A 16,162-nucleotide genomic window follows, 5' to 3' on the forward strand; every position below is an offset into this window, starting at 1 on the left:
CCCGCGAGTGGGCGCTGTCCGGCGACGCCCCGGGCGCGGACCCGGGTCAGCCGGCCGAGTCGGGCGCCGAAGAGCCGGGGCCGGAAGGCGGTTCGGACATGGCGAGCTCGCGCTGGCGCTCGTCGAGCCACATCCAGCCGCCTTCCTTCAGGTCGGCCGGCAGTTCCAGCGCGCCGATGCGCTGCCGGTGCAGGCTCAGCACCCGGTTGCCGACCGCGGCCACCATCCGCTTGGCCTGGTGATAGCGACCCTCGGTGAGCGCCATCTGCAGGCGCCCGTCGGGCAGACGCTCGGCGGAAACGGCCCGCACCGGTTCCTCGGCGAGCTTGGGGTTGCGTTCCTCCAGCAGCACGCCGGCGACGAGCCGGCGCAGCTGTTCCTCGTCCACATCGGCCTTGCAGACCGCCTGGTAGAGCTTGGGCACGTGGTACTTCGGGCTGGTCAGCTTGTGCTGGAGCGGACCGTCGTCGGTCAGCAGCAGCAGGCCGGTGGTGTCCTCGTCGAGGCGACCCACGGGCTGGATGTCGCGGTTGCGCACCGGTTCGGGCAGCAGCGAGAACACGCTCGGGTGATGGCTGGGCTTGCGCGAGCACTCGTAGCCGGCCGGCTTGTACAGGAGGATCAGCGCCTTCTCGTGGTAGGGCCAGGTCTGGCCTTCCACCTCGAAGACGAGGCCCGCGGTGTCGAAGGCCTGGTGCGGATCGTCGACGACCGTGCCGCCGATCGAGACCAGCCCGTGGTGGACCAGCGCGGCGCAGTGCCGGCGGGTGCCGAAGCCCTGGCTGAAGAGGATCTGGGCGAGGGCCACCGGCTTGGCGGACTTGTTGGAAATTGCGGAACTCGAGGTCATGGGGAGGAATTGTCGCTTCGCGGGCGAATGTGTTCAGGAATTGAGCGATGTCAATGTTGGACGTTCGTCAGTGGGATGGGTGGGGGCGTGCGGGGCACCTACACGGCACCTCCGAACCGGTCCTCGCCGCCATGCCATCCATCGTCCAACGCACTTCCATCTCCTTGAACGGGCAGGTCGAATCCCACGCTCAGGCCGACGCTCAGGCCCGCAACCAGGTCGAGGGCCGGCGCCTCCACGACCAATTGGGAGCCGAGACAGCGACGCTGCCGCGCTGTCCCCCCGCGCCGGCGGGCTCGCGCACGCCGGCCCATCTCAACGAGGAGACGCTGCTGGGCGACGGGCTGCCGCACGCCAGCCGCCTGCGCGACGGTCCGGTGCTGATGGCGTCGCCGACGGTCCAGGAGGCGCTGTGTTTTGCCCGTGCCTGCGTGAAGCACCAGATCGGCTGGGTCGTGGACCTTCGCTCGTCGAATGACGGACAGCCTGCACACGCGAGTCCCCTGGACGGCGGAAAGCCGGCCTTCGTCAATGAGGACGGGGTCGCCCGCTTTGCACGGAAGGGGCGCGAGGCCCCGTTGCGCGGCGTGGGGCCGGGAGCGGCCGAAGACCACGTCCGCAAGATCGAGCTCAGCCTCCAGCCCGGTCGGCAGACGCCGGCCGCGGAGGGCGATGCGCCGCGCGACCTGTCGCAGTCGCTGGACTGGATCCGGGTGCCTGTGGACGACGACAAGCCCATTTCGCCCCAGCGATTGCTCGACACCAGCGTGCATCTGGCCCGCGCGGCGTCCACGGCGCACGTGGCGTTCCAGTGCGCGCAGGGGCAGCACACCGGCGCCACGTTCGCGGCCGCCCACGCATTGCTCGAGGTGCATCGCCGCTTCCCGATCTTCGCGGACGAACTGCAGGATGTCGTGCTGGACGAATGCCTGACCATCCGCCGCGATCGCGGCCCGGAGCTGTTCCGCGCCGAGGACCTCGCGTCACTGATGGCCTTCGGCCGCCTGATGCTGGCAGCGCGGGATCTGCCTTGACAGATGGCCCGTCCGGCGCGGGTGGCGGGGATGGGAGGCTGACAGCCGGCCGGGGTGGTCAAACCAGAGCGGACCCTCAGCGCGACTGAACCCGGACCGCGTCCACGATCGCCCGCGCCACCACTTCCGCGGCGACCCCACCGAGCAGCGTCATGTCGCCGTCGACCTCCGCGGCGCCGGTGGCGAGCGCGAACATCACGTCCCCGTCCATCACCGTGTGAACCGGGTGGATGGCGCGTGCCAGGCCGTCATGCGCGATCTGGGCCAGCTTGGTGGCTTGCGCCTTCGTCAGGCGCGCGTCGGTCGCGATGACGCCGATCGTCGTGGCGCTGCCCTGCAGCGCACCGCCGGGGCGTTCGCCGTCAAGCAGCGCCTGGACCGTCGATCGCGGCCGGCCGTCCGCGCCGCGCGAGCCCGCGATCACCTCGCCGCCGCGCGGATCGACGACGTCGCCCACCGCGTTCACCGCCACCATCGCCGACAGCGTCACGCCGCCGATGCGCACGGACGCCATGCCCAGTCCGCCCGGCATCGAGCGCTCGACGCCCAGCAGCTTGCCCACCGTCGCGCCCGTGCCGGCGCCGATGCGTCCGCGCGAGCGCTCATCGGCCGACGCCGCGTCGCAGGCCGCGCGGCCGGCCTCCGCATCGGGCGCGGTCTGCGCCCCGTGCAGCCAGAGATCGAAAAGCACCGCGGCCGGCACGATGGGCACCCGCACCTGGCCGACACGGAAGCCGTGCCCCCGCTCCGCCAGCCAGCGCATCACGCCGTCCGCGGCGGCGAGGCCGAACGCGCTGCCGCCGGTCAGCAGGATCGCGTGGACCTGCTGCACGGTGTTCTCGGGACGGAGCAGTTCGAGGTCGCGCGTGCCCGGCGCGGCGCCGCGCACATCGACGCCGGCGGTCGCGCCGGCCTCGCACAGCACGACGCTGCAGCCGGTGGGCACCGACGGATGCGTGAAGTGGCCGACCTTCAGGCCGGCGACGTCGCACAGGGCGCCTGCGTCGGGCGATGCTTCGGGCAACGGGTCGTGCAACGCGTCGGACAACGAGCCGGTCAACGCGTCAGGCAAGGCATCGGTCAAAGGGCCGGTCAAAGGGTCGGTCAAAGCGCCGGTCAAGGCGCCGGTCGGGGATCCGCTCAAGGCTTGCCACCCTGCGGCTTCAGCGAGCCGCAGTCGCTGCCCAGGTAGCGGGCCTCGCCGGTGGAGCGCAGGACCTCGGTCTTGCCGTCGCGCTGTGCGCGGATCTCGCTCTTGGTCTTGTAATGGTCCGGGCCGAGGAAGGTGATCTCGTTGGTCCCTTCCGAGGCCGGATTGGTGCAGCGGAAGTTCACCAGCATCGTGTCGCCGGTGCGCTTGCTGTCGTGTTCGCACTTGCCGTCGGTGCGCGGCATCGCGGCGCGGTCGGCCTGTTCCTTCGTGACGCAGGATTTGAGCGTCAGCTCGCCGCCCTGGAAGTTCATGCTGACGCCGTGCTGCGACATCATCGATTCCATCTGCTTGCGCTGCTCGGGCGGCAGCGCCGCCATCTGCTTCTGCATCTGCTCCATCTGCGCCTGACGCTGCGGATCGAGCTGGGGCTTCTGCTTGATCTCCCACAACCCGGGCTTGAAGTCCTGGGCGGAAGCGGACACGACGCCGGCCGCGAGCAGCAGGCCGACGACCAGGGAGGAGGGGGCAAAAGGCATGACAGGCTCCCTCGCCGCAGCAGGGGCGAGCCACGCCAGTGTACGCAGCGGCGAGTCGGGATGCACCGCTAGGCGGAAACCGGAGCCATAGCAGCGCTATGGCGAGGATTTCCAACGACGCGGTGCGCCCGAATCGCCGCTGCGTCAGGCGAAGACGCCGGCCGTGTCCTGCATACGCGCACTCACCTCGCCGAGGTGGTGCAGCGAGTCGCCGTACTGCATCTCCATGACGGCCAGGCGCTTGAAGTAGTGGCTGCCGATGTACTCGTCGGTCACGCCGATGCCGCCGTGCAGCTGCGTGCACTGCTGGCCGACGAAGCGCATCGACTGACCCAGCTGCACCTTGGCCTGCGAGATCGCGCGGCGGCGCGCGTCCGCCGGCTCGTTCAGCTTGAGCGTGGCGAAGTAGCTCATCGAGCGCGCCAGCTCCAGCTGCATCTTGACGTCGGCCATGCGGTGGCGCAGCGCCTGGAAGCTCGCGATCGCGACGCCGAACTGCTTGCGCGTGTTCAGGTATTCCGCCGTCAACGCGACGAAGCGGTCCATCGCGCCGACGGCCTCGGCCGCCTGCGCGGCGATGGCGATGTCGACGGCGTGCTCCAGGACGTCCAGACCGCGACCCTTGCCGACCAGCAGCGTGGCTGGCGCGCGATCGAGCGTCAGTTCTGCGGCACGCGAACCGTCGTGCAGCGCGTAGCCTCGCAGCGTGACGCCAGGCGCGTCTTTCCTGACGAGGTACAGCGCGATGCTCTGGCCCGCGCCATCCATGCGCGCCGGCACGATGAAGGCATCCGCCGCATCGCCGGCCGGCACGAGGCTCTTCGTGCCGCTCAGCCGCTGATCGGAACTGACCATCGTGTCGCAGATATGAAGTCGGTAACGCGCTCGGCGTTCCTGATGGGCGAGAACGACCAGCGCCTCACCGCCCGCGATGCGCGGCAGCCACTCGCCTTGAACGTCATCGCCGGCGTGCGCGAGCACGGCCGGCGCGACCAGCCCGCCCTGCGCATACGGCTCCATCACCAGGCCGCGGCCCAGCTCTTCCATCACGACCATCGCCTCCGCCGGGCCGAAGCCCAGCCCGCCGTGGGCCTCGGGCACCGCGAGCGCGGTCAGGCCCAGTCCCGCCAGCGCGTTCCACGCGTCGCGCGAGAAGCCGCCCGCCTTCACGATCGCGCGGCGCTGCTCGAAGCCGTAGTCCTTGTCCACATAGCGCCGCACCGCGTCGCGCAGCGAGTTCTGGTCTTCGGTGAAATCGAAATCCATGTCGTGTCTCCTGCCTCAGCCCAGAACCGTCTGCGCGACGATGTTGCGTTGAACCTCGTTCGAGCCGCCGTAGATCGTCGTCTTGCGATAGTTGAAGTAGTGGCTCGCCAGCGGCGCGCAGTGGGTCGCGCCGACCTGGTCGCCCTGCCAGCCGGCCTCCATCGCTTCCTGGATGAAGGGCGTCGAATACGGCCCGGCGGCCAGCATCATCAGCTCGGTGTAGCGCTGCTGGATCTCGCTGCCGCGGATCTTCAACAGGCCGGCGACGTCCAGCGACTGCTTGCCGCTGGACTCCGCCGACAGCACGCGCAGCACCATCATCTCGAGCGCGACGATGTCCACCTCCAGCAACGCGATCTGGTCGCGGAAGCGCGGGTCGTCGTAGACGCCCTCGGCCTTGGCGATGCGCTTGAGGCGTTCGAGCTCGCGCTTGCCGCGGTTGACGTCGGCGATGTTGGTGCGCTCGTGCGCGAGCAGGTACTTGGCGTAGGTCCAGCCCTTGTTCTCCTCGCCGACCAGGTTCTCCGCGGGGACCACCACGTCGTCGAAGAAGACCTCGTTCACCTCGTGCTCGCCGTCGAGCATGGTGATCGGGCGCACGGTCACGCCCGGCGACTTCATGTCGATCAGCAGGAAGGAGATGCCGGCCTGCGGCTTGACGCTGGCGTCGGTCCGCACGAGGCAGAAGATCCAGTCGCCGTACTGGCCCAGCGTGGTCCAGGTCTTCTGGCCGTTGACGACGTAGGTGTCGCCGCGGCGTTCGGCGCGCGTCTTCACCGAGGCGAGGTCCGACCCGGAGCCCGGCTCGCTGTAGCCCTGGCTCCACCAGACGTCGCCGCTCATGATGCCGGGGAGGTGGCGCTCCTGCTGCTCGCGCGAGCCGAAGGCCATGATCACCGGCGCCACCATCACCGGCCCGAAGGGCACGACGCGCGGCGCGCCGGCCAGCGCGCATTCCTCTTCGAACAGGTGGCGCTGCACGGCGTTCCAGCCCGGGCCGCCGAACTGCTTCGGCCAGGCCCAGCCGTGCCAGCCCTGCTTGCCCAGGATGCGCGCCCAGCGCTGCAGATCGTCCTTGTTCAGCCGCAGCGCGTTGTGCACCTTGTGGCTGATGTCCTTCGGAAGATGCTCGGCCACCCACTGGCGGATGTCGGCCCGGAAGGCCTGTTCTTCGGGAGTGAAGTTGAGGTCCATGCTGGTGTGTCTCCTGCGGTCCTTGATGTCTTGCCCGGCGCTTGTGGCGCGCCTGTCGAGGGAACTGCGGCGGTTTTTAGCACGAGCGTTCGCTTTTTTCCTGTCCCGACCGGGACAAAGCCAGGGGCATCCCGGGGGCGGGGGAGAATGCGCGGCTTCCGGGCTCCGCAGAACCGCCATGACCGCCTCGCTCCCGACCGCTCCGTCGACCGCTTCCTCGACCGCTCTCCCGACGGCTCTCCCGACCCTGTTCGCGACGTCCCTTCCCCGGCCCGTGCTCGCCATCCACGGCGGTGCGGGCACGATCCGCCGCGCCAGCATGAGCGCGGACATGGAGGCGCGCTACCGGGCCGCCCTGGCGGAGATCCTGGCCGACGGCGCGGCGTGCCTGGCGCGCGGCGACGCGGCGATGGACGTGGCGGTCGAGGCCGTGCGCCGGCTCGAGGAGTGCGAGCTCTTCAACGCCGGCAAGGGCGCGGTCTACACGGCGGACCAGCGGCATGAGCTCGACGCCAGCGTGATGGACGGGCGCGATCGCGCGGCGGGCGCGGTGGCGGGCGTGACGCGGGTGCGCAATCCGGTGCTCGCGGCGCGGGCGGTGATGGCGCATAGCGGCCACGTGCTGCTGGTCGGCACGGCGGCGGACACCTTCGCCTTCGAGCAGGGCCTGGAGCGCGTGGCGCCGGACTGGTTCGGCACGCCGCAGCGGCTGGCGCAACTGGAGAAGGCGAGGGCGTCGGCGCTCGGCCAGGTGCTGGATCATGACGGGCAGCAGGTGCTCGCCGAGGCCGACTCGACCGTCGAAGGTCCCATCGACGAGCAGACCAAGTTCGGCACCGTCGGCGCGGTGGTGCGCGACGCGGCGGGCCACCTCGCCGCGGCGACCTCCACCGGCGGGATGACCAACAAGCGGCCGGGTCGCGTCGGCGATTCTCCGATCCCCGGCGCCGGTTGTTATGCGGACGACCGCAGCGTCGCCGTCTCCTGCACGGGCACCGGGGAAGCCTTCATCCGCGCCGCCGCGGCCCACGAGGTCGGCGCGCTGATGCGCATCGGCGGCCTGCCGCTGTCGGAGGCCTGTGCGCGCGTCGTGTTCGACGAGCTGCCGACGGTGGGCGGCGACGGCGGCCTGATCGCGGTCGACACGCTGGGCAACGTCTGGCTCGGCTTCAACACCGAAGGCATGTACCGCGGCTGGGTCGAGGCCGGCGGCGCGCCGGTGGTCGGCGTCTACCAGGAAGAATGAGGACGGATGAACACGAACGAGGCCGAATGAGGTCGACCGATGCCATGAGCCACCGTGTCGCCGTCCTGCTGATGCTGCTGGTCACGCTGCTGTGGAGCACGGCCGGGGCGGTGTCGCGCCACCTGGATTCGGCGCGCGGCTTCGAGGTGACCTTCTGGCGCAGCGCCTTCAATGCGCTGGCGCTGACGGTCCTGCTGCCGCTGCTGCGCGGCCGGGACTACTGGCGGCGCGCGCTGCCGCGCCTGCGCCGCTCGCCGTCGGTGCTGGGCTCGGGCCTGTGCTGGGCCGTGATGTACACGGCCTTCATGCTGGCGCTGACGATGACCGGCGTGGCCAACGTGCTGGTGACCATGGCGCTGGGGCCGCTGCTGACGGCGCTGTTCGCGCGCGTCTTCCTGCATCAGCGGCTGGCGGCGCGGACCTGGTTCGCGATCTGGGTCGCGAGTGCGGGCATCGCCTGGATGTTCGCGAACGAGATGAGCGCCGGCCCGGCCGCGTGGCTGGGCATGGGCGTCGCGCTGGCGGTCCCCGTCGCGGCGGCCAGCAACTGGACGCTGCTGCAGGCGCGCGCCGGCGACGGCGAGACCGACCTGCTGCCCGCCGTCTGGTTCGGCGCGCTGTTGTCGGCGCTGGCGACGCTGCCGCTGGCCTGGCCGTTCGCGGCCTCGGGGCGGGACCTGCTGCTGCTGGCCGGGCTGGGCGTGTTCCAGCTGGCGCTGCCGTGCCTGATCGTCGTGCGGCTGACGCGGGTGCTGCCGGCGGCCGAGGTGGCGCTGCTGGGTCTGATGGAAGTGCTGCTGGGCGTGCTGTGGGCCTGGCTGCTGGCGGATGAGGCGCCATCGCGGGCCGCGCTGCTCGGCGGTGTTATGGTGCTGGCCGCATTGATAGGCAATGAGCTGCTGGCCGCGTGGCGCCGCCCGGCAGCTTCTACGAGTGGAGAGATGTCGCTGTGATTCCGTCGCTGCAATCCGAAGGGCAGGTCCTGGCCGAGGTCAACGGCTGCCTGGGCCTGATCACCTTGAACCGTCCGCAGGCGCTGAACGCGCTGTCGCTGGCCATGATCCGCGACATGACCGCGCTGCTGACCGCGTGGGCAAAGGATCCCGCGATCCAGGCCGTCGCCTTGATGGGCGCGGGCCGCGAGGGCAAACCGGCGGCGTTCTGCGCCGGGGGCGACATCCGCTTCTTCCACCAGGCCGCGCTCGCCGGTGACGACGCGCTGGACGCGTTCTTCACCGAGGAATACGCGCTCAACCACCTGATCCACCAGTTCCCCAAGCCCTTCATCGCGCTGATGGACGGCGTCGTGATGGGCGGCGGCATGGGCATCAGCCAGGGCGCGCGGCTGCGCGTGCTGACGGAGCACTCCAAGCTCGCGATGCCCGAGACCAACATCGGCCTGTTCCCCGACGTGGGCGGCGGCTACTTCCTGTCGCGCTGCCCCGGCCGCAGCGGCGAGTGGCTGGCGCTGACCGGCCAGGTCATCGGCGCGGGCGACGCGATCGAGCTCGGCCTGGGCGATGTCTTCGTCCAGAGCAGCGAGCTCCCGGCGATCGTCGAGGCGTTCCGCACCGGCGTGCAGGACAGCGCCGAGCACGTGGTCGCGACGGTGATGGAGCGCGTGGACCTGGCGCCGGTCGCCGAGCACTGGAACTCGCGCGCGCTGATCAACAGGCACTTCTCGGCGGCCTCGGTGCCGGCGCTGTTCGCCTCGCTCGAGGCCGACGCCGATCCCTGGGCGCAGCACACGCTGGCGACGCTGAAGCAGCGCTCGCCGCTGATGATGGCGGTGACGCTGGAGCAGATCCGGCGCGCCGCGTCGATGAGCCTGGCCGACGACCTGCGCATGGAGCGCGACCTGGTGCATCACTGCTTCCACCTCCGGCCCGGCGCCGCCAGCGAGACGGTCGAGGGCGTGCGCGCACTGGCCATCGACAAGGACCACGCGCCGAAATGGCACCCGGCCCGCGTCGAGGACGTGACGCGCGCCGATGTCGAGGCCTTCTTCCAGAGCCCCTGGACGGCCGTCGAGCACCCGCTGCGCGGGCTCGACTGATCGCCCGCGCTGTCCCCCACGTCAGTGACGGGCAAAACCCGACCCCCGCGTTTTCAGAGAACCTTCACAGCGTCCGCCTAGAGTCGCCGCACTGCGCACCTCCCGTGCGGAGGGATCTCGGAGCGACGGACGGATGACGATCAGGCGAGGGCCCAGGGCCGCGAACAGGGCGCGCATCGGCGCGGTGGTGTTGGCGGTCTGCGGCCCCGCGTGTGCCCAGATTCCAGGGAGCGTCGACGCCTCCTCCGCCAAGGCGACCGCCACGCCGCGGGACGAGGCGGCGACACCCGTCCAGGTCGCCAGGGCCGAGCCGGTCGCGCTCGACCGCGTCGAGCTCAACGGCCGCCATTACGACAACGGCATCGGCACGACGGACGCGGCCTCGCAGGGCGCGGTGCGCGCCGAACTGCTGAAGAGCCGCCCGGCGCTGCGCCCCGGCGAGGTCCTGGAGTTCGTGCCGGGGCTGATCGTCACGCAGCACAGCGGCGACGGAAAGGCCAACCAGTACTTCCTGCGCGGCTTCAACCTGGACCACGGGACCGACTTCGCCACGACGGTCATGGGGCTGCCGGTCAACATGCCCAGCCATGCGCACGGGCAGGGCTACTCGGACCTCAACTTCCTGATCCCGGAACTGGTCGAGCGCATCGACTATCGCAAGGGGCCGTACTTCGCCGGCAACGGCGACTTCGCGGCCGCGGGGTCGGCGGACATCGCCTACTTCCGCCGGCTCGACGATCCCTTCGTCGCGCTCACGCTGGGGGAGGGCAAGTACCGGCGCGCCCTGGCGGCCGGTTCGACGGCCATCGGCGGCGGCATGCAACTGCTCGGCGCCGCGGAGGGCATGCGCAACGACGGTCCGTGGCAGCTGCCGGAGGACCTGAAGCGTCGCAACGTGGTGCTGAGCCTGTCGGGTGGCACCGCGGGCATGGGCGGCACCGGCGGCGACCGTTGGCGCATCGGGCTGATGGACTACCGCGCGGACTGGACCTCGACGGACCAGGTGCCGCAACGGCTGATCGATGCGGGCCGCTTCGACGGGCGGCCCTTCGGGCGCTTCGATGCGGTCGACCCGAGCGACGGCGGCAACACGCGCCGCAGCAGCCTGTCCGCCGAATGGCAGCGCGATGCCGAGGGCCGCAGCACGCGACTGGCCGCCTATGCGATGGCCTATCAACTGGCGCTGTATTCCAACTTCACCTACGCGATGGAGCGCCCCGACGTGGGCGACCAGTTCGCGCAGAAGGACGACCGCCAGGTCTACGGCCTGAGCGGGAGTCACGCGTTCGACCACGTGCTGGGCGGCCTGCCGGCGCGTTCCGAGTTCGGCTTCCAGGTGCGCCAGGACCGGGCGCGGGTGGGGCTGTTCAAGACGGTGGCGCGCGTGGTCGTCGATCCGGCGACCGACACGACGCGCGACGACGACGTGCGTGAGACCTTGTCCGGCGTGTACGGCCAGACCAGTGTCGAGCTCGCACCGTGGGCGCGTTCGGTGCTCGGCGTGCGCGCCGACCAGGGACGCTTCCGCGTGGACCACCGCGCGGGGGAGGGCAACTCCGGCAGCGAGCGCGCGACGCTGGTGTCGCCGAAGTTCTCGCTGGTGCTGGGGCCGTGGGCGAAGACGGAGCTGTTCGTCAACGCCGGCCGCGGCTTCCACAGCAACGACGCGCGCGGGGTGACCAGCGCGAGCGACCCGGCGCAAGGTCTGGTGAAGGCCAGGGGCTACGAGCTCGGCCTGCGCAGCGAGATCGTGCCCGGGCTGCAGAGCTCGGTGGCGCTGTGGAAGCTGGACTTCGATTCGGAGCTGGTCTACGTCGGCGACGCCGGCGCGACCGAGGCCAACCGGCCGAGCCGGCGGCGCGGCATCGAGTGGAACAACCGCTACCTGCCGCTGCCCTGGCTGCTGATCGACGCGGACCTTGCGTGGACGCACGCGCGCTTCTCCGACGCCGATCCGGCTGGCAATCGCATTCCCAATGCGGTCGACAAGGTCGCCTCGATGGGCGTGACCGTGCGCGAGGTGGGCCCGTGGTCGGCGAGCCTGCAATGGCGTTACCTCGGCAGCGGCGCGCTGATCGAGGACAACAGCGTGCGTTCCCATTCGTCGCTGACGACCAGCCTGCGCGTGAGCCGGCGCTTCGGCACGAAGACCGAGCTGACGCTGGACGTATTCAATCTCTTCGACCGCAAGGTCAACGACATCGAGTACTACTACGAGTCGCAGCTGCCCGGTGAGGCCACACCGGTCGCCGATCGCCACGTGCATCCCGCCGAACCGCGCACCGTGCGCGTCACGCTGCGCCGCAGCTTCTGACGCCGCGCTGAATCAATGACCCCTTCTGCGTAGACGCAGGGGGACTGACCTACTTCAATCAACGCCCCCCATCAGAACGCCCTTCGGAGGGAATCGACAAACGCCTCTTCGCTTCGACACTGCATGCATCCGAGCCGTGAGCTCGATGGTTGTCGCAGTAGACATGGAGAGATATGCAAATGGCGTTTGCAGAAATGGAATCTGAGCTGGAGATGGAGCCGGAGGTGGAGTCACTCGATGACCGCGTGACCGAGCCGGAGACGGCGTCGGTGCCTTCCTTGTCGCCCGTCAACCCGTCGACCGCGGCGGAGCTTGATGCGCTGGAAGGCATGCCTGGATTGGCTCGGCTGATGCGCATGTTGCGCGTGCCCGAAGAGTTCTTTGGAACTCCGTCTGAGCGCAAAGCCAGGGACCGGGGAGAGTCGGTCGACTGGGCATCGGCGCCGCGGGAGATCGGCAAGTTCCTTGCCTACTGGGACACTCGCTGCAGCGATGTGTTGTTTCACCTGCACTTGGGGGTCGAGGTGCTCCTCAAGCATGGCGTCCGGATCTGCGCTGGTGAGATGGCGATCCTTTTCCTCCATGAGGAGGACACGATGGACATCTTCATCGAGTTGAGCGTCGACACCGACTGGAAGCGAGCCAGTGACTTGACGCGTGAACTCGATGGGCTCGCCAATCAGGTTGGCGTGCCTTATCACGGATTCTGCTTCAGCTTCGTTCAAGGGGCTGGAGACGACGAAACGGATGAGAGTCTTGATTGGGATCAAGACTTGGACTGAGGAGATCGCATGTCAATCAAACCCGAAAACCTTTTGGAACTGGCCAGCGAGCAAGCCCGGCATGTTGGTGAGCCGTGGCGGCGTTCTGCCATTTCCCGCGCGTACTACGCGTCTTTCCACCGATGTCTGGCGTGGGAGCGTGGGCTGGCCCGGCGCGGCCAAGTCGCGAAACCGCAGGGCGGCATTCATCAGCGCCTGATCGACAGGCTCGGCGCGCCAAACGGTGCCTGCACGTCGAAGCAGAAGTGTCAATCGGTCGACCTGCACCGGCTCCTGAGCCGCCAGAAGGATCAGCGCGTGATCGCGGACTATCGTTTGCGGCGCTCCGTGAGTGAGATCGATCTCAAGAAGCAACTCTACGACGCGCGCCTGCTCTTCAAGACCTGCGGCAGCTGATGACAATCAATGCGCCTCCAGGCGCATTGATCGTCGGTGCGGGGCCGGGCAGGCCCCGGTGCAGACTTACTGCGCCCGCTTGCGCCGCGCCACGAACCCGACGGCCGCGAGGCCGGCGAGCATCAGCGCGTAGGTACCCGGCTCCGGCACTGCCGTGATGGCGATGTTGTCGATCGCGCCATTCAGCCCGCCGCTGAACACCAGCGAGCGCCCCACGCCGGCGAAGCTCACCGACGCCAGGTCGAAGTGGCAGTACGACGACTCCGAGCAGCCCAGCTGCGCGTTGTTGGCCAGCGAGAACGAGCCCAGGATCGAGCCCGTGCCGTTCAGGCCGCTGTAGATCGTGACCGCGCTGGCCAGCGCGCTCGCCGACGAGTAGTACAGCGACACCTCGCCGGTGAAGCCCTTGGCGACGTTCATCAGACCGGTCTCGCCGATGTTGTTGAACATCACGCCGCCCATCGTCGGGGCGTTGCTGAAGTAGTTGCCGCTCGGGCTGTCCGCCAGGCCGTCGTTGGCCAGGCCCAGGATCGAGCCGCTGAACGACACGCCCAGGTTGGCGCCGCTCAGGCCGGCGCCGTCGGTGCCGCCGTTGTAGTAGTCGGCGACCGACGCGAAGCTCGTCGGGCCGTCGAAGTCGATCCACGCGTTGGCGGCATGGGCCGGCGCCGCGGACAGGGCGAGGGCCGACAGCGCGGCCAGGGACAGCAAGGCGGTGGAAGCAGCACGCTTCATGGAGGTTCTCCGGTGGGGGTCAGGGGTTGCCTCCCGCATGCAAACCGCGCGGATCGGGCCTGCACGTCGGGACGCTTCGGCCGCGAGTCTCGAATCCGTCCAAGGCAGTCGCGTGACGGAAGTCTCGTTCCACGGGTTTCCCGCGTCCCTGGTTTCAGGGGACGCGATTCCGGGTCCTGCCACGGCGCTGTCACGGCTCGGTCAAGCCGGCTTTCTACGCTGCGCGTGACTTTTTCCTCATCCGGTCCTCGCTGACTCCTGGAGCAACCACCATGCGCTTCCCCTTCGCCCGACGCGACGTCGCCCTCGCCGCGCTCGCCGCCCTCGGCTCCCTCTCGCTGACCACCGCGCCGGCACCGGCCGCCGCCGCGGGCAAGACCCCCGGCCGCTACGTCAGCGGCGACTTCCACAACCACACCACCTGCTCGGACGGCTCGATCTCGATGCAGAAGCTGGTGAAGAAGGTCACCGACAAGCAGGACACCCCCTGGGGCCTGGACTGGTTCGTCCAGGCCGGCCACGGCGGCAACGGCAACCGCAACTGCACGCTTGTCGAGGACGCCTCGCTGTCCACGCCGGCCTACCCGTTCGTGCAAGGGCAGGGTCCGACGACGACCTGGTCCGCCAGCATCGGCGCGGCCGCGATCAAGGGCGACAACGGCGGCGTCGGCGGCAACGGCAACATGTGGCGCTGGCAGTCGATCCAGGAGTTCCAGTACCCGCTGCTGGAGTACCTGTCGGTCGCGAAGAACCTGCCGCTGTTCATCGGCATGGAATCGGTGGTGGCCGGCCATGAGCACAGCTCGATGTCCATCGTGACGGGCCAGATGCCCAACGGCATCGATGCCACGCAGTTGCCCGCCAACGGCAGCTTCTCCGCGCTGGGCAACGCCGACGCGCTGGCGCAGTGGTCCTACTGCTTCGACCGCGGCGACACCGACCGCAGCCGCGGCAACGTCACCGGCTCCAACGTGGGCAACAACTGGAACTGCGCGGTCCCGGGCAGCAACAGCCAGGCCGACGTGAGCTGGAACGCACAGGCCCAGAAACTGATGCCCGCGAGCGGCGCCGGCGTCGGCACGCGCGGCCACCTGAAGACGGTCGAGGCCTTGAAGTGGATGGCGCAGAACCATGCGACCGCCAGCTACTACGTGCCGGCCCACCTGGAGCGCGCCGGCCCGTTCTATGCCGACGGCAACCAGGGCTTCAACGTCGAGCACCTGCGCAACTTCAACAACGCCGCCCCGGGCATCGCCTTCGGCTTCGAATCGCAGCCGGGCCACGGCGCCTCGGCCAACCGCGGCGAGTACCAGGTCAACCGCAATACCTTCGGCAGCGAGAAGGTCGACTCCGTCGGCGGCACGACCTTCGGCGGCACCGGCGTGTACGCGGGCGTGGTCGGCGGCGTGTGGGACGCGCTGCTCGGCGAGGGCCGCAACTTCTGGTTCTTCGCCAGCTCCGACTGGCACAACCGCGGCAGTTTCGGTCCCGATGACCGCCGCTCGACGCAGGACTTCTACCCCGGCGAATACCAGCGCACCTACGCGATGGTCCGCAACGGCACCGACAAGCTGCGCCCGCAAGCCATCGTCAACGGGCTGCGCTCGGGCAACGCCTGGTCGACGACCGGCCAGCTGATCGACCGCCTGGCCGTGGTCGTCTGTGCGTCCTACGCCGGCCCGGGCGCGCGCAGCAGCGCCTCGGTGGAGCAGCTCGCGCTGAACGCCGCCACCGGCAACACCGACACCGACGTGGCCGGCTGCGCCACGATGGGCGAGAAGCTGGTGGTGCGTCCGGGCGCCGAGCTCGTCGTCGCCGTCGCGGTGCGCGATCCGGCGGGCACGAACTACGCGCCCTACAGCTTCCCGAATCCGTCGCTGAAGCAGGTCGGCATCGAGCAGCCGATCAACCAGCCGGTGCTGGACCACATCGATCTGATCCGCGGTCTGGTCAGCGGCTACCGCGCGCCGGGCTCGGCCGACTACGCCGGCGAATGGCCGCGCAACACCAACTGGCTGCGCACCGACGGCACGACCACCGGCCTGGCCAACGTCCCCGCCGCGGCGAAGAACACGACGGCCGCGGTGATCCGCAGCTTCAACGGCGCCGGCTCGTCGCCGTGGGTCAAGGTGATCTCGGGCGCGGACAGCACGCAGTTCCTGAAGATGAGCACCCGCATCCCGGCGGTCACGGCCTCGCAGTACGTGCGGCTGCGCGGCTCCAACCTGCCGGCGTCGGTGCCCTTCGAGACCGACGGCAGCGGCAATCCGCTGGCCGACCTGTACACCAACGCCAACGACTCCTCCAAGCTGCGCATCGCCTGCACGACGGTGGGGACCAACGTCCCGGCCAACGGCGCGACCTACACCGGCACGACCATCGACGGCTGCCCGAACCACCTCCCGACCGTCGGCGGCGTGAAGTACGTGGCCTACGACGTGGCCGCCTGGTCGGACCTCTGGTTCTACAGCAACCCCGTCTACATCGAAGTGAGCGGTTCGACGCAAGTGGCAGGTGTGAAGTAACCCAGTCGCACTGAAGCCCTCGGCGCCGCGCGTTTCGACGCGCGGCGCATTTCCATTTTCAGAAGTGATCCGATT

The 16,162-nt window shown here is 69.6% G+C and carries 14 protein-coding genes; 8 read left to right on the top strand and 6 right to left on the bottom strand.

The window, feature by feature from the left end:
- Positions 1 to 46 precede the first annotated feature (46 nt).
- On the bottom strand, positions 47 to 850 hold the full coding sequence (locus tag AC1VNM_RS02780; RefSeq protein WP_483105781.1) for a pseudouridine synthase: 804 nt from the start codon (positions 848 to 850) through the stop codon (positions 47 to 49).
- A gap of 131 nt (positions 851 to 981) precedes the next feature.
- Between AC1VNM_RS02780 and AC1VNM_RS02785 the strand changes: the two genes are divergently transcribed.
- Complete coding sequence (locus tag AC1VNM_RS02785; protein WP_483105782.1) at positions 982 to 1,884, top strand: hypothetical protein; 903 nt, start codon at positions 982 to 984, stop codon at positions 1,882 to 1,884.
- Between the two features lie 76 nt (positions 1,885 to 1,960).
- Here AC1VNM_RS02785 and AC1VNM_RS02790 read toward each other — a convergent pair whose 3' ends face one another.
- From AC1VNM_RS02790 to AC1VNM_RS02805, 4 genes are all read right to left on the bottom strand, one after another.
- Positions 1,961 to 2,956: a P1 family peptidase gene (locus tag AC1VNM_RS02790; protein WP_483105783.1), complete on the bottom strand. Its 996-nt coding sequence runs from the start codon at positions 2,954 to 2,956 to the stop codon at positions 1,961 to 1,963.
- 68 nt (positions 2,957 to 3,024) lie between these two features.
- Complete coding sequence (locus AC1VNM_RS02795; RefSeq protein ID WP_483105784.1) at positions 3,025 to 3,573, bottom strand: DUF3617 domain-containing protein; 549 nt, start codon at positions 3,571 to 3,573, stop codon at positions 3,025 to 3,027.
- A gap of 144 nt (positions 3,574 to 3,717) precedes the next feature.
- Positions 3,718 to 4,839, bottom strand: a complete 1,122-nt coding sequence (locus tag AC1VNM_RS02800; protein WP_483105785.1) for an acyl-CoA dehydrogenase family protein — start codon at positions 4,837 to 4,839, stop codon at positions 3,718 to 3,720.
- Between the two features lie 15 nt (positions 4,840 to 4,854).
- A complete protein-coding gene (locus tag AC1VNM_RS02805) occupies positions 4,855 to 6,033 on the bottom strand; it encodes an acyl-CoA dehydrogenase family protein (RefSeq protein ID WP_483105786.1) in 1,179 nt (392 codons plus the stop codon).
- 178 nt (positions 6,034 to 6,211) lie between these two features.
- On the opposite strand from AC1VNM_RS02805, the gene AC1VNM_RS02810 reads away from it, so the two are divergent.
- From AC1VNM_RS02810 to AC1VNM_RS02835, 6 genes are all read left to right on the top strand, one after another.
- Entirely contained in the window at positions 6,212 to 7,279 is a 1,068-nt protein-coding gene (locus AC1VNM_RS02810; RefSeq protein WP_483105787.1) for an isoaspartyl peptidase/L-asparaginase family protein, read from the top strand.
- 26 nt (positions 7,280 to 7,305) lie between these two features.
- The gene (locus tag AC1VNM_RS02815; protein ID WP_483105788.1) at positions 7,306 to 8,232 is read left to right on the top strand and encodes a DMT family transporter; all 927 of its coding nucleotides are present in this window, start codon (positions 7,306 to 7,308) and stop codon (positions 8,230 to 8,232) included.
- A gap of 8 nt (positions 8,233 to 8,240) precedes the next feature.
- A complete protein-coding gene (locus tag AC1VNM_RS02820) occupies positions 8,241 to 9,335 on the top strand; it encodes an enoyl-CoA hydratase/isomerase family protein (protein WP_483109226.1) in 1,095 nt (364 codons plus the stop codon).
- 133 nt (positions 9,336 to 9,468) lie between these two features.
- Positions 9,469 to 11,649 (top strand): TonB-dependent receptor, encoded by a 2,181-nt coding sequence (locus AC1VNM_RS02825; RefSeq protein WP_483105789.1) that lies wholly within the window; start codon positions 9,469 to 9,471, stop codon positions 11,647 to 11,649.
- Positions 11,650 to 11,828: 179 nt separating this feature from the next.
- Positions 11,829 to 12,431, top strand: coding sequence for a hypothetical protein (locus tag AC1VNM_RS02830; protein WP_483105790.1), 603 nt, complete (start codon positions 11,829 to 11,831; stop codon positions 12,429 to 12,431).
- 9 nt (positions 12,432 to 12,440) lie between these two features.
- Positions 12,441 to 12,827, top strand: a complete 387-nt coding sequence (locus AC1VNM_RS02835; RefSeq protein WP_483105791.1) for a hypothetical protein — start codon at positions 12,441 to 12,443, stop codon at positions 12,825 to 12,827.
- Positions 12,828 to 12,893: 66 nt separating this feature from the next.
- On the opposite strand, the gene AC1VNM_RS02840 is transcribed toward AC1VNM_RS02835, so the two are convergent.
- Positions 12,894 to 13,562, bottom strand: coding sequence for a PEP-CTERM sorting domain-containing protein (locus AC1VNM_RS02840; protein ID WP_483105792.1), 669 nt, complete (start codon positions 13,560 to 13,562; stop codon positions 12,894 to 12,896).
- Between the two features lie 272 nt (positions 13,563 to 13,834).
- On the opposite strand from AC1VNM_RS02840, the gene AC1VNM_RS02845 reads away from it, so the two are divergent.
- Positions 13,835 to 16,087: a hypothetical protein gene (locus tag AC1VNM_RS02845; protein ID WP_483105793.1), complete on the top strand. Its 2,253-nt coding sequence runs from the start codon at positions 13,835 to 13,837 to the stop codon at positions 16,085 to 16,087.
- Positions 16,088 to 16,162: the final 75 nt, after the last annotated feature.

Source organism: Mitsuaria sp. MSU3D (genome assembly GCF_056867975.1).

Bases quoted from the DNA above. Each gene is read 5' to 3' on its own strand.
- AC1VNM_RS02780 (WP_483105781.1), bottom strand. From the start codon at position 850: ATGACCTCGAGTTCCGCAATTTCCAACAAGTCCGCCAAGCCGGTGGCC.
- AC1VNM_RS02785 (WP_483105782.1), top strand. From the start codon at position 982: ATGCCATCCATCGTCCAACGCACTTCCATCTCCTTGAACGGGCAGGTC.
- AC1VNM_RS02795 (WP_483105784.1), bottom strand. From the start codon at position 3,573: ATGCCTTTTGCCCCCTCCTCCCTGGTCGTCGGCCTGCTGCTCGCGGCC.
- AC1VNM_RS02800 (WP_483105785.1), bottom strand. From the start codon at position 4,839: ATGGATTTCGATTTCACCGAAGACCAGAACTCGCTGCGCGACGCGGTG.
- AC1VNM_RS02805 (WP_483105786.1), bottom strand. From the start codon at position 6,033: ATGGACCTCAACTTCACTCCCGAAGAACAGGCCTTCCGGGCCGACATC.
- AC1VNM_RS02810 (WP_483105787.1), top strand. From the start codon at position 6,212: ATGACCGCCTCGCTCCCGACCGCTCCGTCGACCGCTTCCTCGACCGCT.
- AC1VNM_RS02815 (WP_483105788.1), top strand. From the start codon at position 7,306: ATGAGGTCGACCGATGCCATGAGCCACCGTGTCGCCGTCCTGCTGATG.
- AC1VNM_RS02825 (WP_483105789.1), top strand. From the start codon at position 9,469: ATGACGATCAGGCGAGGGCCCAGGGCCGCGAACAGGGCGCGCATCGGC.
- AC1VNM_RS02830 (WP_483105790.1), top strand. From the start codon at position 11,829: ATGGCGTTTGCAGAAATGGAATCTGAGCTGGAGATGGAGCCGGAGGTG.
- AC1VNM_RS02835 (WP_483105791.1), top strand. From the start codon at position 12,441: ATGTCAATCAAACCCGAAAACCTTTTGGAACTGGCCAGCGAGCAAGCC.
- AC1VNM_RS02840 (WP_483105792.1), bottom strand. From the start codon at position 13,562: ATGAAGCGTGCTGCTTCCACCGCCTTGCTGTCCCTGGCCGCGCTGTCG.
- AC1VNM_RS02845 (WP_483105793.1), top strand. From the start codon at position 13,835: ATGCGCTTCCCCTTCGCCCGACGCGACGTCGCCCTCGCCGCGCTCGCC.